Origin of the sequence: Myroides odoratimimus (assembly GCF_038039805.1) — a bacterium.
GTDB classification, from domain to species: domain Bacteria; phylum Bacteroidota; class Bacteroidia; order Flavobacteriales; family Flavobacteriaceae; genus Flavobacterium; species Flavobacterium odoratimimum_B.
In genome coordinates this window covers 235213-256195 of sequence record NZ_JBBPHK010000003.1, presented here as the reverse complement: position 1 = coordinate 256195, position 20983 = coordinate 235213, and the positions used below count along the sequence as shown (strand labels likewise).

Below are 20983 nucleotides of genomic sequence, written 5' to 3'. Positions count from 1 at the left end.
AGATGAACAAATACTTAGCAATATTAGCTGTGTTTATACTTATGTCATGTAAGAGTGATGTAGTAAAACCGTCTCCATTTATAGAACAACAAAAGATGGAAGATATTTTGTATGATATGGCATTGTTATACTCTATAGAAAGTGTAAGTGCGTATAGCAGAGAAGATACTCTAAAAAGACTTAACGTTAATGCTGTCTTTAAGAAGTATGATATAGACAGTCTTACTTTTGTGTCGAATAATAGATATTATGTAGAGCTGGGAGGTGGTGTGTATCACACTATACAAAATAATATTCTAAGTCGTCTAGAAGCTGCTAAAGTAGTAGCAGACTCCTTATTATCTAAATCCCAAGAGGAGTTAAATAAAGAAGAAATTAAGCTTGATGATACTGTACAATCGGACCAAGAAAAGAACGATAGTCTTCGAAATCAAATTCAATAGTGTTTTTAATTTTTGTACAGTCATAAATATAAGAAGAATGAGAAGCTTGCGCGATTGATCGTGTAAAGCTTCTTTTTTTTCTCGTTATCATAGATACGAGGTTGTCTAACTTCCATGCGAATAGACTTGATGTACGCGACACATGGATACTAGGATGTTTCTTACCCATTAAGTCTGCAATATGATTGATTAGCTCTTGGTAAGTAATATTATTAGAGACTAATGCAAATCTCTCGTTTCTGACATTACTGATCATGAGCAGACGCATAGCTTTTACGACATCATTTACTCCTACGATTCCAGCAATACCTGTAGTGTAGAAAGGAAAATCCTTCTTTACTTTTTGGAAGAATGCCCCACTACCTTCATAACCGAAGCCACGTCCGAATACTATACCAGGATTGACGATGACTACATCTAGTCCTTCTTGTGTACCTCTCCATACTTCCATTTCGGCTCCATATTTAGTGATGGCATAGTCTCCATGATAGAGCTCAGGGTTCCAATCTGTCTTTTCTGTAATGATTTTATCTTTGGCTAGCGTTTCGCCTAAGGCAGCGATAGAACTTACATAGCACAGTTTTTTTACATTAAACGCGATAGATAGGTTCACGATATTAGCGGTACCTTCTATATTGGTCTTGCGAAGTTTTTTTTCATCTTTAGGTTCAAAAGAGACTAGAGCTGCACAGTGATACACATAGTCAACTCCTACAAAGGCTTTTTCTAAGGCAGGTACATCTATTAGATCAGCTTTAACCCATTCTATTTTTAAGAATAGAGCTTCTTGATTGTTTAAAATAAAGAGGTTCTTCGTTTTTTTAATACTATCCTCATTTCTGTAAATAGCACGGACTGCACCTTCTGACTGAAGAAGATGTAATAATAAATGCGCGCCTACTAAGCCTGTACCTCCTGTTACTAGTATCATATTTAGACAAAAGTAAGTTATATGTTTTACATAGTGAAAAATTATGAAATAAAGTTGAATTCTAACGCCCCTATTATTAGTTCTTAAAGGATAAATGTAGAAAACCTATAAAAATGCAGTGTTTGAGAATTTTTATTCCATAAGCTAAGGTTTTGAGCTATCTTTGTGTAAAATTTATTTAAATGAAGAATTTTATTGAAGAAGTGACTTGGAGAGGAATGCTCCACGACGTAATGCCAGGCACTGAAGAACATTTGTTGGAGCAAATGCGTGCTGCGTATGTGGGAATTGACCCAACAGCCGATTCATTGCATATTGGACATTTAGTAGGAGTAATGCTATTGAAACACTTTCAATTAGCTGGACATAAACCTTATGCTCTTGTGGGAGGTGCTACTGGTATGGTAGGTGACCCTTCAGGAAAGTCTAATGAAAGAAACTTATTAGACGAAGAAGCTTTACGTCATAATCAAAACGCAATTAAAGAACAATTAAGTCGTTTCTTAGATTTTAATTCAGGTGCTGAGAATGCTGCTGTGTTAGTAAATAACTATGACTGGATGAAGGATTTCTCTTTCTTAGAGTTTATCCGTACAGTAGGTAAGCATATCACGGTGAACTATATGATGGCGAAAGATTCTGTAAAGAAACGTCTAAACGGTGAGTTCCAAGATGGAATGTCTTTTACAGAGTTCTGTTATCAGTTAATGCAAGGATATGACTTTTTGCATTTATACAAAGAGAATAATATTACATTACAAATGGGAGGATCTGACCAATGGGGAAATATCACTACTGGTACAGAGTTAATCCGTAGAACAATTAGCGAGAAAGCGTATGCGCTTACTTGTCCATTGATTACTAAAGCTGACGGAACTAAATTTGGTAAGTCAGAAGGGGGTAATATTTGGTTGTCTGCAGAGTACACATCTCCATATAAATTCTACCAATATTGGTTAAACGTGGCTGATGCTGATGCAGAGCGTTATATCAAGATCTTTACATTCATCTCTAGAGAAGACATTGAAGCATTAGTGAAAGAACATGCTGAGGCTCCACATTTACGTGTGTTACAGCGTCGTCTAGCAGAAGAAGTAACGATTATGGTACACGGTCAAGAGCAGTTAGACAATGCTATCAAAGCATCTAATATCTTATTCGGTAACTCTTCTACAGAAGATTTAAAACAATTAGATGAGAAGACTTTCTTAGAAGTATTCGATGGAGTTGGACAATCAGAAGTTGCAAAGGCTGATATCGAGGCAGGATTAAATATTGTAGATGCATTAGCAGCTAACTCTGACTTGGCATCTTCTAATGGTGATGCTCGTCGTTCGCTACAAGCTAACTCTATCTCTGTGAACAAAGAGAAAGTGGCTGAAGACTATGTAATAACTACAAAAGATCTGATTAATAATCAATTTGTATTATTACAAAAAGGAAAGAAAAATTACTTTGTTTTACATGTAAAGTAAGATTATAAGTACACTTATATAAGGGCTCTCAGTAATGAGAGCCCTTTTTTTTGATCTATAATTGATATGGTCATTAGATAATAGGATACTGATTCCATAGTGATCGCATAAAATAAGCATAAAATTATGCGAGCACTATGCCATCACTATGCGATAACTATGCGACCAGTCGCTTTTTTTGAAAAAAAAAGGAGTATTCCCTCCTTGTACTTACAAGGTTTTTGGCTCTAATTAAAAGATTGGTTATTCAGTGGTATAGTGTGGTTATAGAGTATTCCTTCTTTTAGAATTATAAGAGAGAATTAAAATATACCATATACATGGTATTTCATAAAATAAGGTGTTGAAATACCTTTGTATTACAAAAGTAGGGAGTGCTATATCCTTAATCTGTTGTGTATAATTATTGTTTGTTTTGTAAGAAAATAATTACATATAAGGGTTTCCCTACTTTGCTTTTTTCACTGATAAGAAAAAATTATATAACCTAAATATTATGCAATCAATTCAACAAAAGCGAGAACTTGACACTCGTACTTTTAGATTTACTGATTTCTTTTCTTCTAGCTCATCTTCTATGATGTGCATGTGTTGCTGTATTTAGAATCATCTTTTTTAACATTTTGTTTCATGTTGATTTAGTTCGATATGAATATTTTTTTAATATTTGTCTTATTTATGTCATATAATGTCATATTTATTTATATATTTCAGACAAATCAAAAAACCATATAAAGATCTAATCTTTTTATTTAACAAAAATTTTATGCAAAAAATTTACACAATCTTGTTTGTGTTTGTAGGATTCCTTAGCCTGCATGCACAAGAAAAGCTCGTGACAGGAAATGTTACGGATGCTAATGGAACGTTACCAGGCGTTAGTGTTTTGATTCAAGGAAGTGAAGAAGGTACAATGACAGATTTAGATGGGAAATATTCCATCAAAGTCAATGAAGGACAGGTCTTAGTCTTCTCATTTATTGGATATAAATCACAAAATATTACTTATAAGGGTCAGAGTATTTTAAATGTAAAGCTTGATGATGAGTCAAGTGAATTAAGTGAAGTAGTGATAACAGTACCTTATGGTACAGCAAATAAAAATACATATACAGGTTCTGTAGGAGTTGTTCAAGCTAAAGCAATAGAAAATGCACAAGTAAGTAATGTTACTAAAGCATTAGAAGGTACGGTAGCTGGTCTTCAATCTTTCTCTGCAAGTGGGCAACCAGGGTCTGAGGCAACTATTCGTATTCGAGGAGTAGGGTCTATTAATGCAAGTAGTAATCCTCTTTTTGTGGTTGATGGAGTACCTTATGAAGGTGGGCTTAATGCTATTGCAGCTTCAGATATAGAGTCTATTACGGTGTTAAAAGATGCTACTGCGGCAACCTTATATGGGTCTCGTGCTGCGAATGGGGTAGTGATGATTACGACTAAGAAAGGAAGAAAAGGAGAGGCACCTCAAATCGAGATATCTGCTAAACATGGATTCTCTTCTAGAGCGCGTAGTGATTATAAACAATTAAGCACTAATCAGTATATGGAGTTGCAGTGGGAGGCATTGCGTAACGGATATATGGATAGTAGAAAAATGAATGCAGCAGATGCTGCTTTAGAAGCTACTAATCAATTAGTGAATTCTATTGGAATAAATCCTTACGGATTAGCAAATGCAAAGCCAGTTGGTACAGATGGTAAGTTGTTACCAGGGTTAAAGCCTTTATGGGATGACGACTGGAATGATGCATTGAGTCAGAATGCGAGATTTACTGATATAAACTTACGTGTTAGTGGTGGTGGAGATAAATCTAGATACTATGTATCTGGTGGATTCTTAAATGACCAAGGGTATGTAATAGAATCTGGTTTTAAGAGATTTAATTTAAGATCTAATATTGTTGTAGATGCTAAAGATTGGTTAGAATTAGGAATGAATGTTTCTGCTTCTCACTCTATTCAAGACGCACCTAAACAAGATGATAGTGCTATATCTAATGTAATCGGATTTGCAAGAGGGCTTCCTTCTTTTTATCCTGTTTATGAAAGAGATCTTAATACAGGTGAGTATCTGAGAGATCCAGAGACAGGAGAAAGAATATATGATTTTGGATTATATAGAACTACTTCATATGCAAAATATAATTTAGCTGCTACTATGCCTCTAGATAAGTCTCAAGTAAAAAGAGATGTAGCTACATTTAGAACTTATGCGCAAGCTAAAATTTTAGATAACTTAAAGTTTAAGACGTCTTTGAACGTTGATTATAGTAGTGTGAATAGTCATAATGTTACTAATCCAGAGGTAGGGCCAGGTGCGTCAACAGGTGGATCTGTGTCAAAAGCAAATGGAAGAAGAGTAGCACTTACTTTTAATAATGTCCTTAATTATGACTTAGATATTGATGATAAAAACACATTGTCATTAATGGCTGGGCAAGAATATTTTCAGAATGACTATTCTAATTTCGGAGGTGTACGTCAGCAAATTATTACTGTTGGTTTTGAAGAACCAGATGCAGCTTCTCGTTTAGTGTCTTTTTATGGAAATTCAGATGAATATAGAATGTTGAGTTTCTTTGGTAGTGCTAATTATTCGTATGATAAGAAATATTTCTTATCAGCATCTTATCGTCGTGATGGGTCATCTCGTTTTCATCCTGATAATAGATGGGGTGATTTCTGGTCAGTAGGTGCTTCATGGAGACTAGTAGATGAAGACTTTATGTCTAAATACCGTGATACTTGGTTATCTAACTTATTAGTAAAGGCAAGTTATGGTGCACAAGGGAATGATAATATTGGTAATTTATATGCTTTCCAAGCACTGTATGATATCAAAAACTACAATGGTAATTCAGGAGTTATTAGTTCACGTTTAGCAACACCAGAATTATCTTGGGAAACGAATTTAAACTTAAATATTGGTTTTGACTTTGGTTTATTTAATAATAGATTAAATGGTACAATTGAATATTTTGAGCGAAAATCAAAAGATTTATTGTTTTCTAGACAATTAGCGCCATCATTAGGATTTACATCTTTACAGACGAATATCGGTGGTGTTAAGAACTATGGATGGGAATTCACAGTTGACGGATATCCATTAGTTACTGAAGATTGGAAGATTCATTTAGGTGCTAACTTGACTACTTATAAGAATAAAATCACTTCTTTACCATCAGAGGAAATGTGGAATGGTACTAAAAAGTGGATTCAATATGGTTCTGTATATGATTTTTATTTAGTAGAATGGGCTGGTGTTAATCCAGTAAATGGAAATGGACAGTGGTATGTGCAAAATGAAGATGGTAGCAAAACTATAACAGAAGACTATTCATCTCTTGGAAGTAAGGATAAAGTATATAAAGGAAATTCTTTGCCTGATGTTACAGGAGGTTTTTTAACAGAAGTGACATATAAAGATTGGACTCTATCTGCTAATTTCTCTTATACTATAGGAGGGAAAATTTATAATGGTGATAAAACCAGCTTATATAGACAGGCAGGTAATGGAAATACATGGAGTGCGGATATGATGGGAAGATGGACTCCTGAGAATACAGATACAGATATTGCAAGATTAACTACTAGCCCTGGTAGTTCATGGACTAGTCAATCAGATCGTTTCTTAGTTGATCGTTCTTTCTTAAAACTTAAGAATTTGACATTGACCTATAATCTTCCTAAAGAGTGGTTGAGAAAAATTAACTTAGGTTCAGCAAGCATATTCTTCCAAGCAGAGAATTTGTTTACATGGACAAAAGAACAAGGTATGGATCCTGAACAGACATTTGATGGGACTACTTATTACAGATATCCTGCTATGAAAGTAGTTTCTTTTGGATTAAATGTTAAACTTTAAAAAAACGAATAGATTATGAAACGTAGATTTATAAAATATATATTGGGAGCTGTGTTAATATCAGGAACTTTAGTATCATGTGATTTGGATACTTCACCTACAACAGCTTTGGAAGATACAAAAGTGTTTAAAACAACTGCAGGAAATGAAAAGGTGTGGATCGGTTCGTGGGTTTATTTAATGGAAACTTTTAATAGTTATGCTAATCCTGGTTATGGTTCTTTTTTAAGAGCTAGTGATGCAATGGGTAATGATGCTGTGTTAAATGGAAATTACGGATTTGCTAGTCATTATAAATTTTCTGCTATTTATGGTAAAGGCGGTACGAATAGCCTAAGCTGGATCATGACCTATAAAGTTATTGATAATATGAATAATATTATTGATAAGATAGATGTGTCAGAGGGAACACCAGCTGATAAAAAACGAATAAAAGGTCAAGCACTGGCTTTGCGTGGGTTTATGTATCTACATTTAGCATCTAGTTACGCCTTTGCGATAGATTATGATCCAGAGGCTAAGACTGCACCTATTTATCTAACTCCTACGACTGCTAGTACAGAACCAAGGCCATTAGCTTCTGTTAAAGAATTGTATAACCAATCTATTAAAGATTTAGAGGATTCGTATAGTCTGATCCCTGATCTAAATACATACAAGAGAGGTTCTGACAAATTTAAAATTGACCAACAAGTAGTTTTGGGATTGTTATCAAGAGTTCATCTATATGCTCGTAATTGGGAACAAGCAAAGAAGTATTCGGATTTAGCTTTAGAAAATAGTGATAGATTAATGAGTGAGAGTGATTATAAGAGTGGATTTAATGATGCAAGTAATGTAGAGTGGATTTGGGGGCATTTACAAACTCCTGAACAAAGTAATGCTTCTTATCAATTCCATTATCTAGATACTACTTCGCCTGATAGTTATTATTACAGCTTTAATGCGGATCCTCATTTTAAAGATTTATTTGACGATGGTGATTATAGAAAAAGTATGATTTATTGGGCTCCTAATCCTTCTAATAGAGCGCCTAAAGACAATGATGCGGCGTATATGCGTTATGCTAAATTTAAGTTTAAGGCAGGACAAATAGCAGATATTGTATTAATGCGTACTTCAGAAGTATATTTAATTAATGCAGAAGCTAAGGCTCACTTAGGAGATGGAGATGCTATTGTAAAACTAAATCAATTAAAGACTGCTAGAGGAGCAAAAGTAGTTAATGGATTAGCAGGTAAAGATCTTTTAGAAGCTATTTATTTAGAGCGTCGTAAAGAGTTGTTTGGAGAAGGTTTTGCTCTTGTCGATATTGTTAGAAATCAAAAGGCAGTGGAGCGAAAAGCTATACCTACAGGGACGAAAGTACTTTTTACTTATGAAGTGACAAATACAGATGGTACAGTAAGTAATGTTACAGTGAATTTGCTTGCCAATGGGCATCATGTGTTGAACTTTCCAGATCAAAGTAGTTTTCTTCCGAATAGTAAGTATTATTTATATCGTATTACGGATTCTGAAATAAATGAGAATCCGCATCTATAAAATGAATTAATTAGTTAGCTAAAAATGGAGTTTTCATAATATTTGAAAGCTCCATTTTTTATAGTGGATATAAGCAATTTTGTATTGTATAAATACTATAAAAAGTTATGTATTTTTGTAGTAGAATATTAATAAAAATACTCTGTTCTAGTAATAGGTTAGAGAAAGTGTTAACTTAAGGAGATAAGGATGTTAAATATAGGGGTAGTAGAAAGTCAAGAAATAACGCGTTACGCCTTGCAGGGGCTTATTAGAGAGATTTGCTCAGGAGAGGTAAGTATTGCTGAGATTGATGATTTGACAGGTTTAAAAAGCTATCTTTTGAAATATCCTTATGCAGTCATCATTGTAGATCCTTTTAGTAAGTGTTTGGAGAAGCAAACGGAGTTGTTGCTATTGTTGCGAGAACAAAATGAGAAGTCACAGTGGTTGTTGTTTTTTAGTGAACTAAACGAGCAATGGCTAAAACAGTTTTTGTCTAATCGAATTTCTGCTTTTAATATTGTTTTCCAAAATGATAAACTAGAACATATCAAGGAGGGGATCTATAAGACTATTTCTAAGGAGACTTATCTAGCACCTTGGATAATGAAGAAGTTGGAAGAGCATCAAGATAGTATTCTGAAAGTAGAGCAGGTACTTACTAATGCTGAGCGTGAGATACTAAAAGAAATAGCTTCTGGAAAAATGACTAAGGAGATAGCTGCAGACAGAAATATTAGTGCTCATACAGTGATAACACATCGCAAGAATATATTTAAAAAACTTGGTGTTAGCAATGTGTATGATGCAACGCGATATGCTATTAGAGCAGGTATTATTACTGTAAATGAGTATTATATCTAATGATAGAGATAAAAAAAACTGCTTAATAGCAGTTTTTTTGTTTTATATAAAGTTTTGATTTTTAAACATCTCAACGTTTATTTCTTCGATATAGTTTAAGACTTCGTCTCTACCTGTTTTGTCTTCTGATGAGGTAACAAAGCACGGCGGCATCTCTTCCCAGTTATCAGCTAACATTTTCTTTCTGTAATCAGCAATAAGGCTAGCTACTTTTTGTTTACCTACTTTATCGGCTTTGGTAAAGATGATAGAGAAAGGAACTTCGGCTTGTCCTAAATATTGCATGAATTCTAAGTCAATCTTCTGAGCTTCATGTCTGATATCTACTAATACAAAAGCACTTACTAATTGTTGTCTATTCTCGAAGTAATCTGTGATGAACTTCTGGAATACAGCTTTAGTCTTTTTAGATACTTTTGCGTACCCATAACCTGGTAAGTCAACTAAATACCAATTAGAATTAATTTTAAAGTGGTTGATTAGTTGTGTTTTTCCTGGTCTAGAAGAGGTTTTGGCTAAGTATTTCTGATTAGTAAGCATATTGATCAGAGAAGATTTACCTACATTAGATCTACCGATGAATGCGTATTCAGGGATAGGTTCATTAGGACACTTCTTAGCGTCAGAGTTACTAACAACAAATTCAGCTGTATTTATTTTCATTTTATTTGATATTTCTTTTGATAAACCACGCGTTTAGTAATTCGTTGAATTGATCTGGGTGTTCCATCATAGCAGCGTGTCCACATTCATCGATCCAATATAAGTCAGAATCTGGAAGTAATTCGTTGAATTCTACAGCTACTTCAGGAGGAGTTACTTTGTCATTCTTTCCCCAGATTAAACACGTAGGTACTTTTATTTTAGGTAAATCTTTAGACATATTGTGTCGTATCGCACTTTTGGCGATAGTAATAGTCTTGATTACTTTCATTCGATCATTAACTGTAGCAAAGACTTCATCTACGATTTCTTTAGTTGCTATTTCTGGGTGATAAAATACATCTTCAGCTTTCTTTTTGATGTATTCGTAGTCTCCACGTTTAGGGTAACTGTCTCCCATAGCACTTTCGTATAAGCCAGAGCTTCCTGTTAATATCATCGCTTGAAGATATTCAGGATACATTTTTGAAAAGTACAAAGCGATATGTCCTCCTAGAGAATTCCCTAGCAAGATCACTTTTTTATAACCTCTTCTATCTATAAAATCTTTTACAAATTTTGCGAAAGCCTTTACGTTCGTTTTTAAAATACTGTTCGTGTAAAGTGGAAGTTCTGGAAGAACTACTTTGTAACCTTCATTTGGGAAAAAATTTGTAACACCATCAAAATTGCTCAGACCTCCCATTAATCCGTGTAAGATAACAATTGGTGTACCTTCGCCAATTTCTATAAAACGGAATTTACCATCTTCTTTTAAAGTTCGCTCCATGTAGTTTCTAAATGCGATTTTTAAATTCCCACAAATATACGTTTTTAAATATGAGAAAAATTCTAAAAGGAGTAATAATTTATTGTAAAAGTGTGAATTTGTCCATTTCAGCGCTTCTGGCCTTGTTGTAAATGCTAATTTATTGATGTTGATAAAAGAGTTTTTATGGTCAAAAGCTAGGGTTCGAATTGTGATTTGTATTTTAAAATTAAGGGCTATTAGTCAGCTGATTACCCTATTTACTTGAATTATTTAGTTTAAGACTCAAAACTTATCAACAAAGTGGGAAAAAGTGGTAAATTGTGGTAAAAAATTGACTACATTTGCTAAGATTATATTTATAGGTGTACATTGATGGCAATAATCGGAACATATGAATGCAAAATAGACGCCAAAGGAAGGGTGCTAGTACCTGCTTCTCTGAAGAAGCAGTTGTCTGGTATTGGCGATGGTTTTGTATTAAAACGTTCTGTTTTTGAGAGCTGTTTAGAGTTATGGCCTATGGCGGAATGGGATAAAATGATGAGTAAAATAGGAAAGTTGAATCCTTTTGATAAAAAGAATGATGCTTTTATTCGTCGTTTTATGGCCGGTGTGAAGAATGTTGAAATAGACGATGCAGGACGTCTTTTGATAGCAAAAGACTTGATAGATTTTGCACAAATAAGCAAGGATCTTGTTTTTTCGTCTAAGGTAAATATAATGGAAATTTGGGATAAGAAATTGTATGAGGCAACGTTAGAGGTGGATGATTTTGATTTTGGAGAGTTGGCTCAGGATGTAATGAGTAATATAAGTTTTGATGAGTAAAGAAGAATACGGTTATCACAGACCTGTTTTGTTGACAGAGAGTATTGATGGATTAATTACTGATCCGAATGGTGTCTATGTAGATGTGACATTCGGAGGAGGAGGACACTCTAGAGAGATACTTAACCGTCTAGGAAGTGAAGGGAAGTTGTTTGCATTTGATCAAGATGAGGATGCATTAGCAAATGCATTAGATGACCCAAGGTTTACTTTGATCAATCAAAACTTTAGATATCTAAAACGTTATTTGCGTTTTCACGGAGTGAAGGAAGTAGATGGGGTTTTAGGAGATTTAGGAGTGTCATCGCATCAGTTCGACGTGCCTGAGAGAGGATTCTCAACTAGATTCGACGGTGAGCTAGATATGAGGATGAATCAGTCTGGAGATATTTCTGCTTTTAACGTAGTGAATGAGTACGAAGAAGCAGATCTTAGAAATATGTTTTATATGTATGGGGAATTAAAAAATGCCGGAGCAATTGCAAATACAATAGTAAAAGCTAGAGTAGACAATCCTATCAAGAATACAGATGAATTAAAAGAGGTGTTGGCTAGATTCTTACCTGCTCATAAGAGTGCTAGGATTTTGGCTCAGATATACCAAGCGATTCGAATAGAAGTGAATCAGGAAATGGATGTGTTAAAAGAAATGTTGGTACAAAGCCAAGAGGTCTTGAAACCAAAAGGGAGATTGAGTATTATCTCTTACCATTCATTAGAAGATCGTTTAGTGAAACGATTTATGAAAAACGGAATGTTCGAAGGAGAACCTGAAAAAGATTTCTTCGGAAGGTTTGAAGTTCCGATGAAACAGTTAGGGAAGTTGATCTTGCCAACTGATGAAGAAATTGCAATAAATAATAGAGCTCGCTCTGCGAAATTGAGAATTGCCGAGAAAAAATGAAAAATAAAGTAAGTAGCCCAGGAGATATTATCAAAGCTAAGATTCTCGTTAATGAGAATTCGGCTAAGACTTGGGCATTTATTATTTATGTAATCATTTTAAGTTTATTGTTAATTGGTAATACTCAGTCGTATGAGGCGAAAGTATTTAAAATAGCAAAACTAACTCATGAAGTGAAGATGTTGCGTGCAGAGTTTGTTGATACACGATCAGAGTTAATGGAGTTAAAGATGGAGTCCACTATCACTAAGAATTTAGAAGAAGATGGGATATTCCCTTCAGAGACACCGGCAACAAAGATTAAAGTAACAAGAGAAGTAGAAAAAGAAAGTTTTTGGGATAAGTTATGGCGCTAAATAATAAGAATATTTATGTGAATATATACCTTATCTCTGCATTAGTTTTACTCTTTGCGGGAGGGATTATCTATAGATTAGTACAGATCCAGGGGATAGAAGGAAAGGAGTTAAGAGCTAAGGCTCAAGATAAAACTAGAGTAAAGATAGAAGAGATTCCTGCTAATAGAGGGAATGTGTATTCGTCAGATGGAAGTCTATTAGCGACTTCTGTACCGGTCTTTGAAATTCGTTTTGATGGTTTGGCACCTAGTGAAAAGGATTTTTATGAGAATGTGAAGCCATTGTCTGATTCTTTAGGAGTGATGTTTAAAAAACCTTCTAGCTATTATGAGAATTTGCTTAGAAAGGCTAGAAAGAATGGAAACAGATATGTATTCATAGCTAAAGATCTTAGTTATACACAATATGTAAGAGTTAAAAGCTTTCCTCTTTTAAAAAGAGGGCCTTATAAAGGAGGGCTTATTTCTCTTCAGAAAACAATTAGGCAACATCCTATAGGTAAGATTGCACAACGTACAATCGGGTATGAAAGAAAGAATGAGGATAACTCTTTCACTCGAGTGGGAATAGAAGGAGCATTTACATCCTATTTAAGTGGAGTAGATGGCCGTAGAAAGATGCAAAGCCTTGGTAAAGATCAATGGAAGCCTATTAATGATGAAAATGAGATAGAACCTATCGATGGACAAGATATCGTATCTACCATTGATGTTTATATACAAGATATTGCTCATCATGCGTTACTAAAACAATTAGAGTATTATAGTGCAGATCATGGATGTGTGGTAGTTATGGAAGTTGGAACAGGAGCTATTAAAGCTATTTCTAATTTAGGACGATCTGAAAGTGGTAATTATTATGAAACAATTAATTATGCTGTAGGGGAGAAACATGAACCAGGATCTACATTTAAGTTAGCATCACTATTGGCTCTTTTAGAAAAAGGGAAAAGCGATACTGCTAGAATATATGATACGAATGATGGTGTTGTAAAGTTTTATAATGCAAGAGTTAGAGATTCTAAATGGGGAGGATATGGAAAGATTTCGCTAGCTAGAGGTATAGAAGTGTCATCAAACACTGTGATTACTCAAGCTGTGAATGAAGGCTTTAAAGATAAGCCTAGTGAGTTCACTAATTATCTATCTACTCTAGGTATGGATAAGGCATTAGATATACCTATTAAAGGAGCTAGTGTACCTTATATACCAAAGCCTGGTAAAAAAGGATGGAGTGGATTAGCGCTACCTTGGATGGCTTTTGGGTATGGGATTTCGATAACACCTTTGCATACATTGACATTGTATAATGCAGTTGCAAATAATGGAGTGATGGTAAAACCAATGTTTGTATCTGAAGTTAGGGAGTTTAATAAAACAGTGGTGAAGTTTGAACCAGAGGTTTTAAACCCTCAGATTGCTTCTCCAGAAGTTATTAAACAGGTACAAGGGGTATTGACTAATGTGGTTGTAAAAGGAACAGGTAGAAAAGTAGGCTCTCCTAATTTCTCTATGGCAGGTAAAACAGGAACAGCTCAGGTAAATTATGGAAAAGGAAAAGGAAAGGATATGTATTATTCATCTTCTTTTGCTGGATACTTTCCAACAGAGAATCCAAAATATTCATGTATAGTGATTATACATAAACCAGATAGAACGAAGAGTTATTATGGAGCGGATGTGTCTGGGCCAGTATTTAAACGTATAGCACAGAAGATATACACGGATGTGCCTACAACAACAAGTTTAAGCAATATAGATGAAGTGCCGTCTAATGTGAGAACAAGTTACCGAGATTATCATGAAAAAGTAATGGATAATCTTGAAGTTATGCCTGATGTAAGAGGAATGTACGCAATGGATGCAGTCCCTCTTTTAGAGAATCTAGGTCTGAAAGTAGAAATAAAAGGGATAGGGAAAATAAAGAAACAGTCTGTAATAGCTGGACAAAAAATAATTAAGAATCAAAAAGTAGTATTAGAGCTATCGTGAAAAAGTTAAACGAATTATTATACAAAGCAAAAATGATATCTGTTACAGGAGGTGATTTAGAACTTACTGTAACCAAGATTGCATTTGATTCGCGTGAAGTTTCAAAAGGGACTCTATTTGTTGCTATACCTGGTACTGTAGTAGATGGTCATGACTATATCTCACAAGCGATTAAAGATGGTGCTAGTGCTGTTATTTGTGAGAAACTGCCACAGGATATACTAGCGGGAGTTACCTATGTTTTAGTAGAAGATAGTAATAAGGCACTAGCTATAGTTGCTAGTAATTTTTATGACAATCCTTCTTCTAAATTAAAATTGGTTGGAGTAACAGGTACAAATGGTAAAACAACTATAGCTACTCTTTTGTATACATTGTTTAAAAACTTAGGGTACGAGGCAGGTTTGTTGTCTACTGTAGTAATAAAAGTAGGTGATGTAGATTATAATGCTACTCATACTACACCTGATTCGCTTACAATCAATCATTATTTAAATGAGATGGTTGAAGCTGGTTGTGAGTACTGTTTTATGGAAGTTAGTTCGCATGGTATTGTACAGATGCGTACGCATAGTCTAGAGTTTGATGGAGGGATATTTACTAACCTAACACACGATCATTTAGATTATCACAAAACATTCGCTGAATATAGAAATGCGAAGAAAGCTTTCTTTGATCAGTTGCCTAAGGGGGCTTTTGCAATAACAAATGTAGATGATAAAAATGGGTTGGTTATGACCCAAAATACAGGTGCAACTATTAAGACATATGGTCTTAAGAACGTAGCTGATTATAAAGCTGAAGTATTAGAAAGTCAGTTCTCAGGGATGTTAATGAAAATTAATCAACGTGAGATTTGGGTTCAGTTAATAGGCTTGTTTAATGCTTCTAATTTATTAGCTGTTTATGCAGCAGCTATCCAATTAGGAGTGCCTGAAGAGGATGCTCTATTAGAAGTAAGTAAGCTAACTAGTGTAGCGGGAAGATTCCAATACGTAGTATCTTCTAAAAAGGTAACTGCTATAGTAGATTACGCTCATACACCTGACGCATTAAAGAATGTAATAGAAACAATTAACTCTATTCGTACTTATAATGAGAAGCTAATCACTGTAGTAGGATGTGGAGGTAATAGAGATAAAACGAAAAGACCAGAGATGGCACAGATAGCGTCAGAACTGAGTAATAAAGTAATATTCACTTCAGATAATCCAAGATTCGAAGACCCTGTTGTAATCTTAGAAGAAATGGAAAAAGGAGTGGAACCTCAGAATACGATGAAGACTATAGTAGTGGTAGATCGTAAGCAAGCTATCAAATTAGCTTGTCAGCAGGCAGAAGCTGGTGATATTATTTTAATCGCAGGTAAGGGACATGAGACTTATCAAGAGATTAAAGGGGTAAGAAATCATTTTAATGATTTAGAGATTGTAACTGAATTTTTAGAACAATAGAATAAGGGAGATTTAAGGTATGTTATATTATTTATTTGAGTACTTAGATGATTATTTCAAAATTCCTGGAGCGGGGATGTTTCAATACATCACTTTCCGATCAGGTATGGCTATGATATTCTCATTGCTGATTTCGATCATCTACGGTAAGAGAATTATCAAATATCTACGAAAAATGCAGATTGGTGAGACTGTACGTGAGCTTGGATTAGAAGGGCAGAAGGAAAAAGCAGGTACACCAACTATGGGAGGGCTAATCATTATTATAGCAACTCTTATACCAGTTCTATTGTTTGCAAAACTTGATAATACTTACGTTCTGTTACTTTTACTAACAACAGTTTGGATGGGAACTATCGGATTCTTAGATGATTATCTAAAGATGAAGAAAAAAGATAAAGAAGGGCTAAAAGGACGATTTAAAGTAATTGGGCAAGTAGGGCTTGGATTAATCGTTGGAGCGGTACTTTATTTTAGTCCTACAGTGACAGTTAGAGAAATGCCTGCGAATAGAGTTTTAGTTGAAGAAGTAGCTAGTAAATATGATGTAAAATCAACAGCGACAACGATTCCTTTCCTAAAGGATAATGAGTTTGATTATTCTATATTAATCAATTGGTTAGGAGAAGGGGCAGAGAAATACACTTGGTTGATCTTTATACCTGTTGTAATATTTATCGTGACAGCTGTATCTAACGGAGCCAATCTAACAGATGGTATTGATGGATTAGCCGCGGGTACGTCAGCAATCTCAACATTTGTGTTGGGAATTTTTGCGTTTATTTCAGGTAACGTTGTATTATCAACTTATCTTAATGTAATGTATATACCTCATTCAGGTGAGATGACTATTTATATAGCCTCCTTTATGGGTGCATTGATAGGGTTTTTATGGTATAATACTTATCCTGCTCAGGTATTTATGGGAGATACAGGTAGTTTAACTATTGGGGGTATTATAGCAGTATTAGCTATCGCAGTGCGAAAAGAACTAATCATTCCAGTATTATGTGGGATATTTTTAGCAGAGAACTTATCAGTAGTATTACAGGTAGGTTACTTTAAATATACTAAGAAGAGATATGGGGAAGGAAGAAGGATATTTTTAATGTCTCCACTTCACCATCATTTCCAAAAGAAAGGATATCATGAAAGTAAGATTGTAACTCGCTTTTGGATTATAGGAATATTGTTAGGAATATTCTGTATTGTTTCTTTAAAAATAAGATAGTATGAGAGTAGTTGTATTAGGAGCAGGAGAAAGTGGAGTTGGTACAGCTGTGCTAGCTATGACTAAAGGATATGATGTATTTGTTTCAGATTTTGGACAGATTGAGGATAAGTACAAGTCTGTTCTAAATGAATTCAATATACGTTGGGAAGAAGGAAAACATACAGAAACAGAAATATTAAGTGGTGATATAATAGTTAAGAGTCCTGGTATTCCGGATAAAGTAGCTATTATTCAAAAAGCATTAGCAAGAGATATTGATGTTATTTCGGAAATAGAATTTGCTTATACTTTTAATACAGAGCCATCTGTCGCTATAACAGGTAGTAATGGAAAAACAACAACGACGATGCTTACCTATCATTTATTGAGTAAGGGTGGATTGAATGTTGGTATAGGGGGAAATATAGGAGATAGCTACGCCAAGCAGGTAGCTGTGAATCCTGAAAAGTGTTATGTGTTAGAATTGAGCAGTTTTCAATTAGATGGCATACGCAAGTTTAGACCTCATATCGCTGTTATTACTAATATTAGCCCAGATCACTTAGATAGATATGATTATAAGTATGAAAATTATATCAATGCTAAGTTTAGAATTACATTGAATCAAACCAAAGAAGATTATTTAATCTATGATGATGATGATGTAGAGATTCAACGTTGGTTAACTAATAATAAAACTGCCGCTAAAAGAGTGCCATTTTCTATTACTAAAAAATTAGAGTATGGAGCTTATTTAGAAGGGCAAAATATTGTAGTGGCTATGGACAAGGAAACAGTGGTTTTACCAATTAGCGAATTGGGTGTTGAAGGAAAGCACAATGTTAAGAATGCTATGGCAGCTACTGCTGTGGCACAATTAAAAAGAATAAGAAAGCAAAGTATTAGAGAGAGTTTGTCCGATTTTCAAGGAGCTGAACACCGTTTAGAAAAGGTGATGAAAGTAGAGAATGTTCAGTATATAAATGATTCTAAAGCTACTAATATAAATGCTACCTTTTTTGCGTTAGAGAGTATGAAGACACCGACAGTATGGATTGTTGGAGGTGTAGATAAAGGAAATGATTACGATGAGTTGATGCCTTTAGTTCGTGAGAAAGTAAAAAGTATTATCTGTTTAGGAGTAGACAATAGTAAGATAAAGTCGGCTTATGAACAGGTGGTTGATACATTGATTGAGGTACAAAGTATGGCCGATGCTGTGAAAATGGCACAACGCTTAGCTGAGAGTGGTGATACAGTACTGTTATCACCTGCCTGTGCAAGTTTTGATTTGTTTAAAAATTATGAAGATAGAGGACATCAGTTTAAAGCTGAAGTAAATAATCTATAAGATAGAAATGAAAAAGTTAGTTGCTAATTTATATGGAGATAAACATATATGGACAGTAATATTTTTACTCGCCTTATTTTCGTTTGTACCTGTGTATAGTGCGAGTACTAACTTAGTGTATACGATAGGTACTGGAAAATCAACATTTTCGTATTTATTTAAGCATTTTGCGCATTTGTCTATTGGTTTTGTGCTATTGTATTTAGCACATAAACTAGAGTATAGGTATTTTAGGCAATTGTCGATTCTTATGATGCCTGTAGCTATCGTGTTACTGTTCTTTACTTTGATTCAAGGCAAGACCATTGGAGGTGCGAATGCTAGTAGGTGGTTAGACTTAGGTGTTATTCAGATACAACCGTCAGCAATAGCTGCAGTAGTTGTACTTGGATATGTAGCTCAATATCTAGTCAGTATTCAAGATAAAAAAGTTGAGTTTTGGCCTTCGGTATTAGAGTTGTGGTTGCCTGTTATGGTTGTAGTTGGCTTAATTTTTCCAGCTAACTTTTCTACAGCAGCTTTGATCTTCTTGATGGTTGGGATACTGGTATTTGTGGGGAAGTATCCTTTTAAATACTTAGCGGCTATTTTTGGTGCAGGAATGTTGTTTGTGACCTTGTTTGTACTGGCAGCAAAAGCTTTGCCTGAAGGAACGATGCCTAACCGTGTAGATACATGGATAAGTCGTATTGATAGATTCGCTAATGCAGATGAAGGAGGAAAAGACCTTTATCAAGTAGATAATGCTAAAATAGCGATAGCGTCTGGTGGACTAATGGGAAAAGGCCCAGGGAAAAGCGTTCAAAAGAACTTTTTACCACAGTCTTCATCGGATTTTATTTATGCGATTATAGTGGAGGAATATGGAATGGTAGGAGGACTATCAGTATTGTTTCTTTATTTGTATTTGTTCTTTAGGTTTTTGATAGCAGCACATAAAGCTCCGACTTTGTTTGGAAAGTTGTTGGTTACGGGATTAGGGTTTTATTTTATATTCCAAGCCTTGATCAATATGGGGGTAGCTGTTTCATTACTACCTACTACTGGACAAACATTACCTCTGATAAGTAGTGGAGGTACATCGATATGGATGACTTGTATTTCATTAGGGGTGATTTTAAGTGTTACCAAAAAAGAACAAGAGATACAAAAGCAGGAAATGGAAAGAATGATAGAGGAAGAAAGAATGCAAGAAGAATTAAGAAAACAAGAAGAATTAAGGCAAAATCAAGAATTAGTAAAATAGATTATTAGCAAAAAACAGTATAAATGAAGCGCGCACCAAGAGTCATATTAAGTGGAGGAGGAACAGGAGGACATATTTATCCTGCTATAGCTATTGCTAATGAGATTAAGGCAAGGTATGCAGATGCTGAAATCTTATTCGTAGGAGCTGAGAATAAGATGGAGATGCAGAAGGTGCCACAAGCTGGTTATAAGATAGAAGGATTATGGATATCTGGTATTCAACGAAAGTTGACTATAGATAATCTTGCTTTTCCGTTTAAATTGATTAGTAGTTTATGGAAGTCTGGTAAAATAATTAAAAAGTTTAAACCAGATGTAGTGATTGGGACTGGTGGTTTTGCTAGTGGTGCTGTGGTGAAAGTGGCTGCTGGTAAGAATATACCTACATTAATTCAAGAGCAGAATTCTTTTCCTGGTATAACAAATAAGTTATTGGGAAAGAAAGCAAATAAGATATGCGTGGCGTATGATCATTTAGAAAGGTTCTTTCCTGCGTCAAAGATTATAAAGACAGGTAACCCTGTTAGAAATGATTTATTAGATGTCAGTTCTATGAAGGAAGAAGGTATTCGATCTTTCGGATTAGATAGTTCTAAAGACATTCTTTTAGTTTTAGGAGGAAGTCTTGGAGCCAGAAGAATAAACCAATTGATTGAAGAGAATTTAGAAGAAATAAAGAGAAAGAATATACAAGTTATATGGCAATGTGGTAAGTTGTACTATGAGGAGTATAAAAAGTATCAGACAGAAGGGGTATTAGTGACTGCTTTTGTGGAGAAGATGAACTTGGCTTATGCAGCAGCGGATTATGTGATTTCTAGAGCAGGAGCTTCTTCTATTTCTGAATTAGCATTGGTAGGTAAGCCTGTTATGTTTATTCCTTCTCCTAATGTAGCTGAAGACCATCAGACTAAAAATGCGATGAGTATTGTAAGCGAGGAAGGAGCAATATTGCTAAAAGAGGCAGAGCTAGCAGAGCAATTTTTACCAACATTTACTGCATTAGTAGAAGATAGAGAATTGCAGAATAAGTTAGGGGCTAACTTTAGAAGGTTAGCATTACCTAATGCGACAAAAGATATAGTAGATCAAGTAGAAGCTATAATGAATATTTAA

The 20983-nt window shown here is 34.7% G+C and carries 17 protein-coding genes; 14 read left to right on the top strand and 3 right to left on the bottom strand.

Annotation, left to right across the window (positions count from 1 at the left end):
• Window positions 1-2: 2 nt before the first annotated feature.
• The gene (locus tag AABL85_RS04760; protein WP_286414251.1) at window positions 3-443 is read left to right on the top strand and encodes a DUF4296 domain-containing protein; all 441 of its coding nucleotides are present in this window, start codon (window positions 3-5) and stop codon (window positions 441-443) included.
• On the opposite strand, the gene AABL85_RS04755 is transcribed toward AABL85_RS04760, so the two are convergent.
• Complete coding sequence (locus tag AABL85_RS04755) at window positions 376-1374, bottom strand: NAD-dependent epimerase/dehydratase family protein (RefSeq protein ID WP_286414253.1); 999 nt, start codon at window positions 1372-1374, stop codon at window positions 376-378. The genes AABL85_RS04760 and AABL85_RS04755 overlap by 68 nt on opposite strands.
• 182 nt (window positions 1375-1556) lie before the next feature.
• On the opposite strand from AABL85_RS04755, the gene tyrS reads away from it, so the two are divergent.
• The 4 genes from tyrS (at window position 1557) to AABL85_RS04735 (ending at window position 9105) form a co-directional block, all read left to right on the top strand.
• Window positions 1557-2849, top strand: coding sequence for a tyrosine--tRNA ligase (gene tyrS / locus AABL85_RS04750; RefSeq protein WP_341309342.1), 1293 nt, complete (start codon window positions 1557-1559; stop codon window positions 2847-2849).
• A gap of 766 nt (window positions 2850-3615) precedes the next feature.
• Complete coding sequence (locus AABL85_RS04745; protein WP_341309341.1) at window positions 3616-6714, top strand: TonB-dependent receptor; 3099 nt, start codon at window positions 3616-3618, stop codon at window positions 6712-6714.
• Between the two features lie 15 nt (window positions 6715-6729).
• Entirely contained in the window at window positions 6730-8259 is a 1530-nt protein-coding gene (locus AABL85_RS04740) for a RagB/SusD family nutrient uptake outer membrane protein (protein WP_341309340.1), read from the top strand.
• A 189-nt stretch (window positions 8260-8448) separates the two neighbouring features.
• On the top strand, window positions 8449-9105 hold the full coding sequence (locus tag AABL85_RS04735) for a response regulator transcription factor (protein WP_341309339.1): 657 nt from the start codon (window positions 8449-8451) through the stop codon (window positions 9103-9105).
• Between the two features lie 42 nt (window positions 9106-9147).
• Here the strand turns inward: AABL85_RS04735 and yihA are convergent, their stop codons facing one another.
• Together yihA and AABL85_RS04725 are read right to left on the bottom strand one after the other, a co-directional pair.
• Window positions 9148-9768 carry a ribosome biogenesis GTP-binding protein YihA/YsxC gene (gene yihA / locus AABL85_RS04730; RefSeq protein ID WP_286414261.1) on the bottom strand — a complete coding sequence of 207 codons (621 nt, stop codon included), beginning with the start codon at window positions 9766-9768 and terminating at the stop codon, window positions 9148-9150.
• A gap of 1 nt (window position 9769) precedes the next feature.
• Window positions 9770-10537 (bottom strand): alpha/beta fold hydrolase, encoded by a 768-nt coding sequence (locus AABL85_RS04725; RefSeq protein ID WP_006262250.1) that lies wholly within the window; start codon window positions 10535-10537, stop codon window positions 9770-9772.
• A gap of 354 nt (window positions 10538-10891) precedes the next feature.
• On the opposite strand from AABL85_RS04725, the gene mraZ reads away from it, so the two are divergent.
• The 9 genes from mraZ to murG are packed head-to-tail and all read left to right on the top strand — an operon-like array spanning window position 10892 to window position 20983.
• Window positions 10892-11347: a division/cell wall cluster transcriptional repressor MraZ gene (gene mraZ / locus AABL85_RS04720; protein WP_341309338.1), complete on the top strand. Its 456-nt coding sequence runs from the start codon at window positions 10892-10894 to the stop codon at window positions 11345-11347.
• Window positions 11340-12251, top strand: coding sequence for a 16S rRNA (cytosine(1402)-N(4))-methyltransferase RsmH (gene rsmH, locus AABL85_RS04715; RefSeq protein WP_286414262.1), 912 nt, complete (start codon window positions 11340-11342; stop codon window positions 12249-12251). The genes mraZ and rsmH overlap by 8 nt, the downstream gene beginning before the upstream one ends.
• A complete protein-coding gene (locus tag AABL85_RS04710; RefSeq protein WP_041894423.1) occupies window positions 12248-12607 on the top strand; it encodes an FtsL-like putative cell division protein in 360 nt (119 codons plus the stop codon). The genes rsmH and AABL85_RS04710 overlap by 4 nt, the downstream gene beginning before the upstream one ends.
• Window positions 12598-14601 carry a penicillin-binding protein gene (locus AABL85_RS04705; protein ID WP_341309337.1) on the top strand — a complete coding sequence of 668 codons (2004 nt, stop codon included), beginning with the start codon at window positions 12598-12600 and terminating at the stop codon, window positions 14599-14601. The genes AABL85_RS04710 and AABL85_RS04705 overlap by 10 nt, the downstream gene beginning before the upstream one ends.
• Window positions 14598-16055: a UDP-N-acetylmuramoyl-L-alanyl-D-glutamate--2,6-diaminopimelate ligase gene (locus AABL85_RS04700; protein ID WP_341309336.1), complete on the top strand. Its 1458-nt coding sequence runs from the start codon at window positions 14598-14600 to the stop codon at window positions 16053-16055. Before AABL85_RS04705 ends, AABL85_RS04700 begins: the two co-directional genes overlap by 4 nt.
• Before the next feature lie 19 nt (window positions 16056-16074).
• On the top strand, window positions 16075-17286 hold the full coding sequence (mraY, locus tag AABL85_RS04695; RefSeq protein ID WP_225581474.1) for a phospho-N-acetylmuramoyl-pentapeptide-transferase: 1212 nt from the start codon (window positions 16075-16077) through the stop codon (window positions 17284-17286).
• Window position 17287: 1 nt separating this feature from the next.
• Window positions 17288-18619, top strand: coding sequence for a UDP-N-acetylmuramoyl-L-alanine--D-glutamate ligase (gene murD / locus AABL85_RS04690; protein WP_286414269.1), 1332 nt, complete (start codon window positions 17288-17290; stop codon window positions 18617-18619).
• Between the two features lie 7 nt (window positions 18620-18626).
• On the top strand, window positions 18627-19865 hold the full coding sequence (locus AABL85_RS04685; protein WP_286414270.1) for an FtsW/RodA/SpoVE family cell cycle protein: 1239 nt from the start codon (window positions 18627-18629) through the stop codon (window positions 19863-19865).
• A gap of 23 nt (window positions 19866-19888) precedes the next feature.
• Window positions 19889-20983, top strand: a complete 1095-nt coding sequence (gene murG, locus AABL85_RS04680) for an undecaprenyldiphospho-muramoylpentapeptide beta-N-acetylglucosaminyltransferase (RefSeq protein ID WP_225581477.1) — start codon at window positions 19889-19891, stop codon at window positions 20981-20983.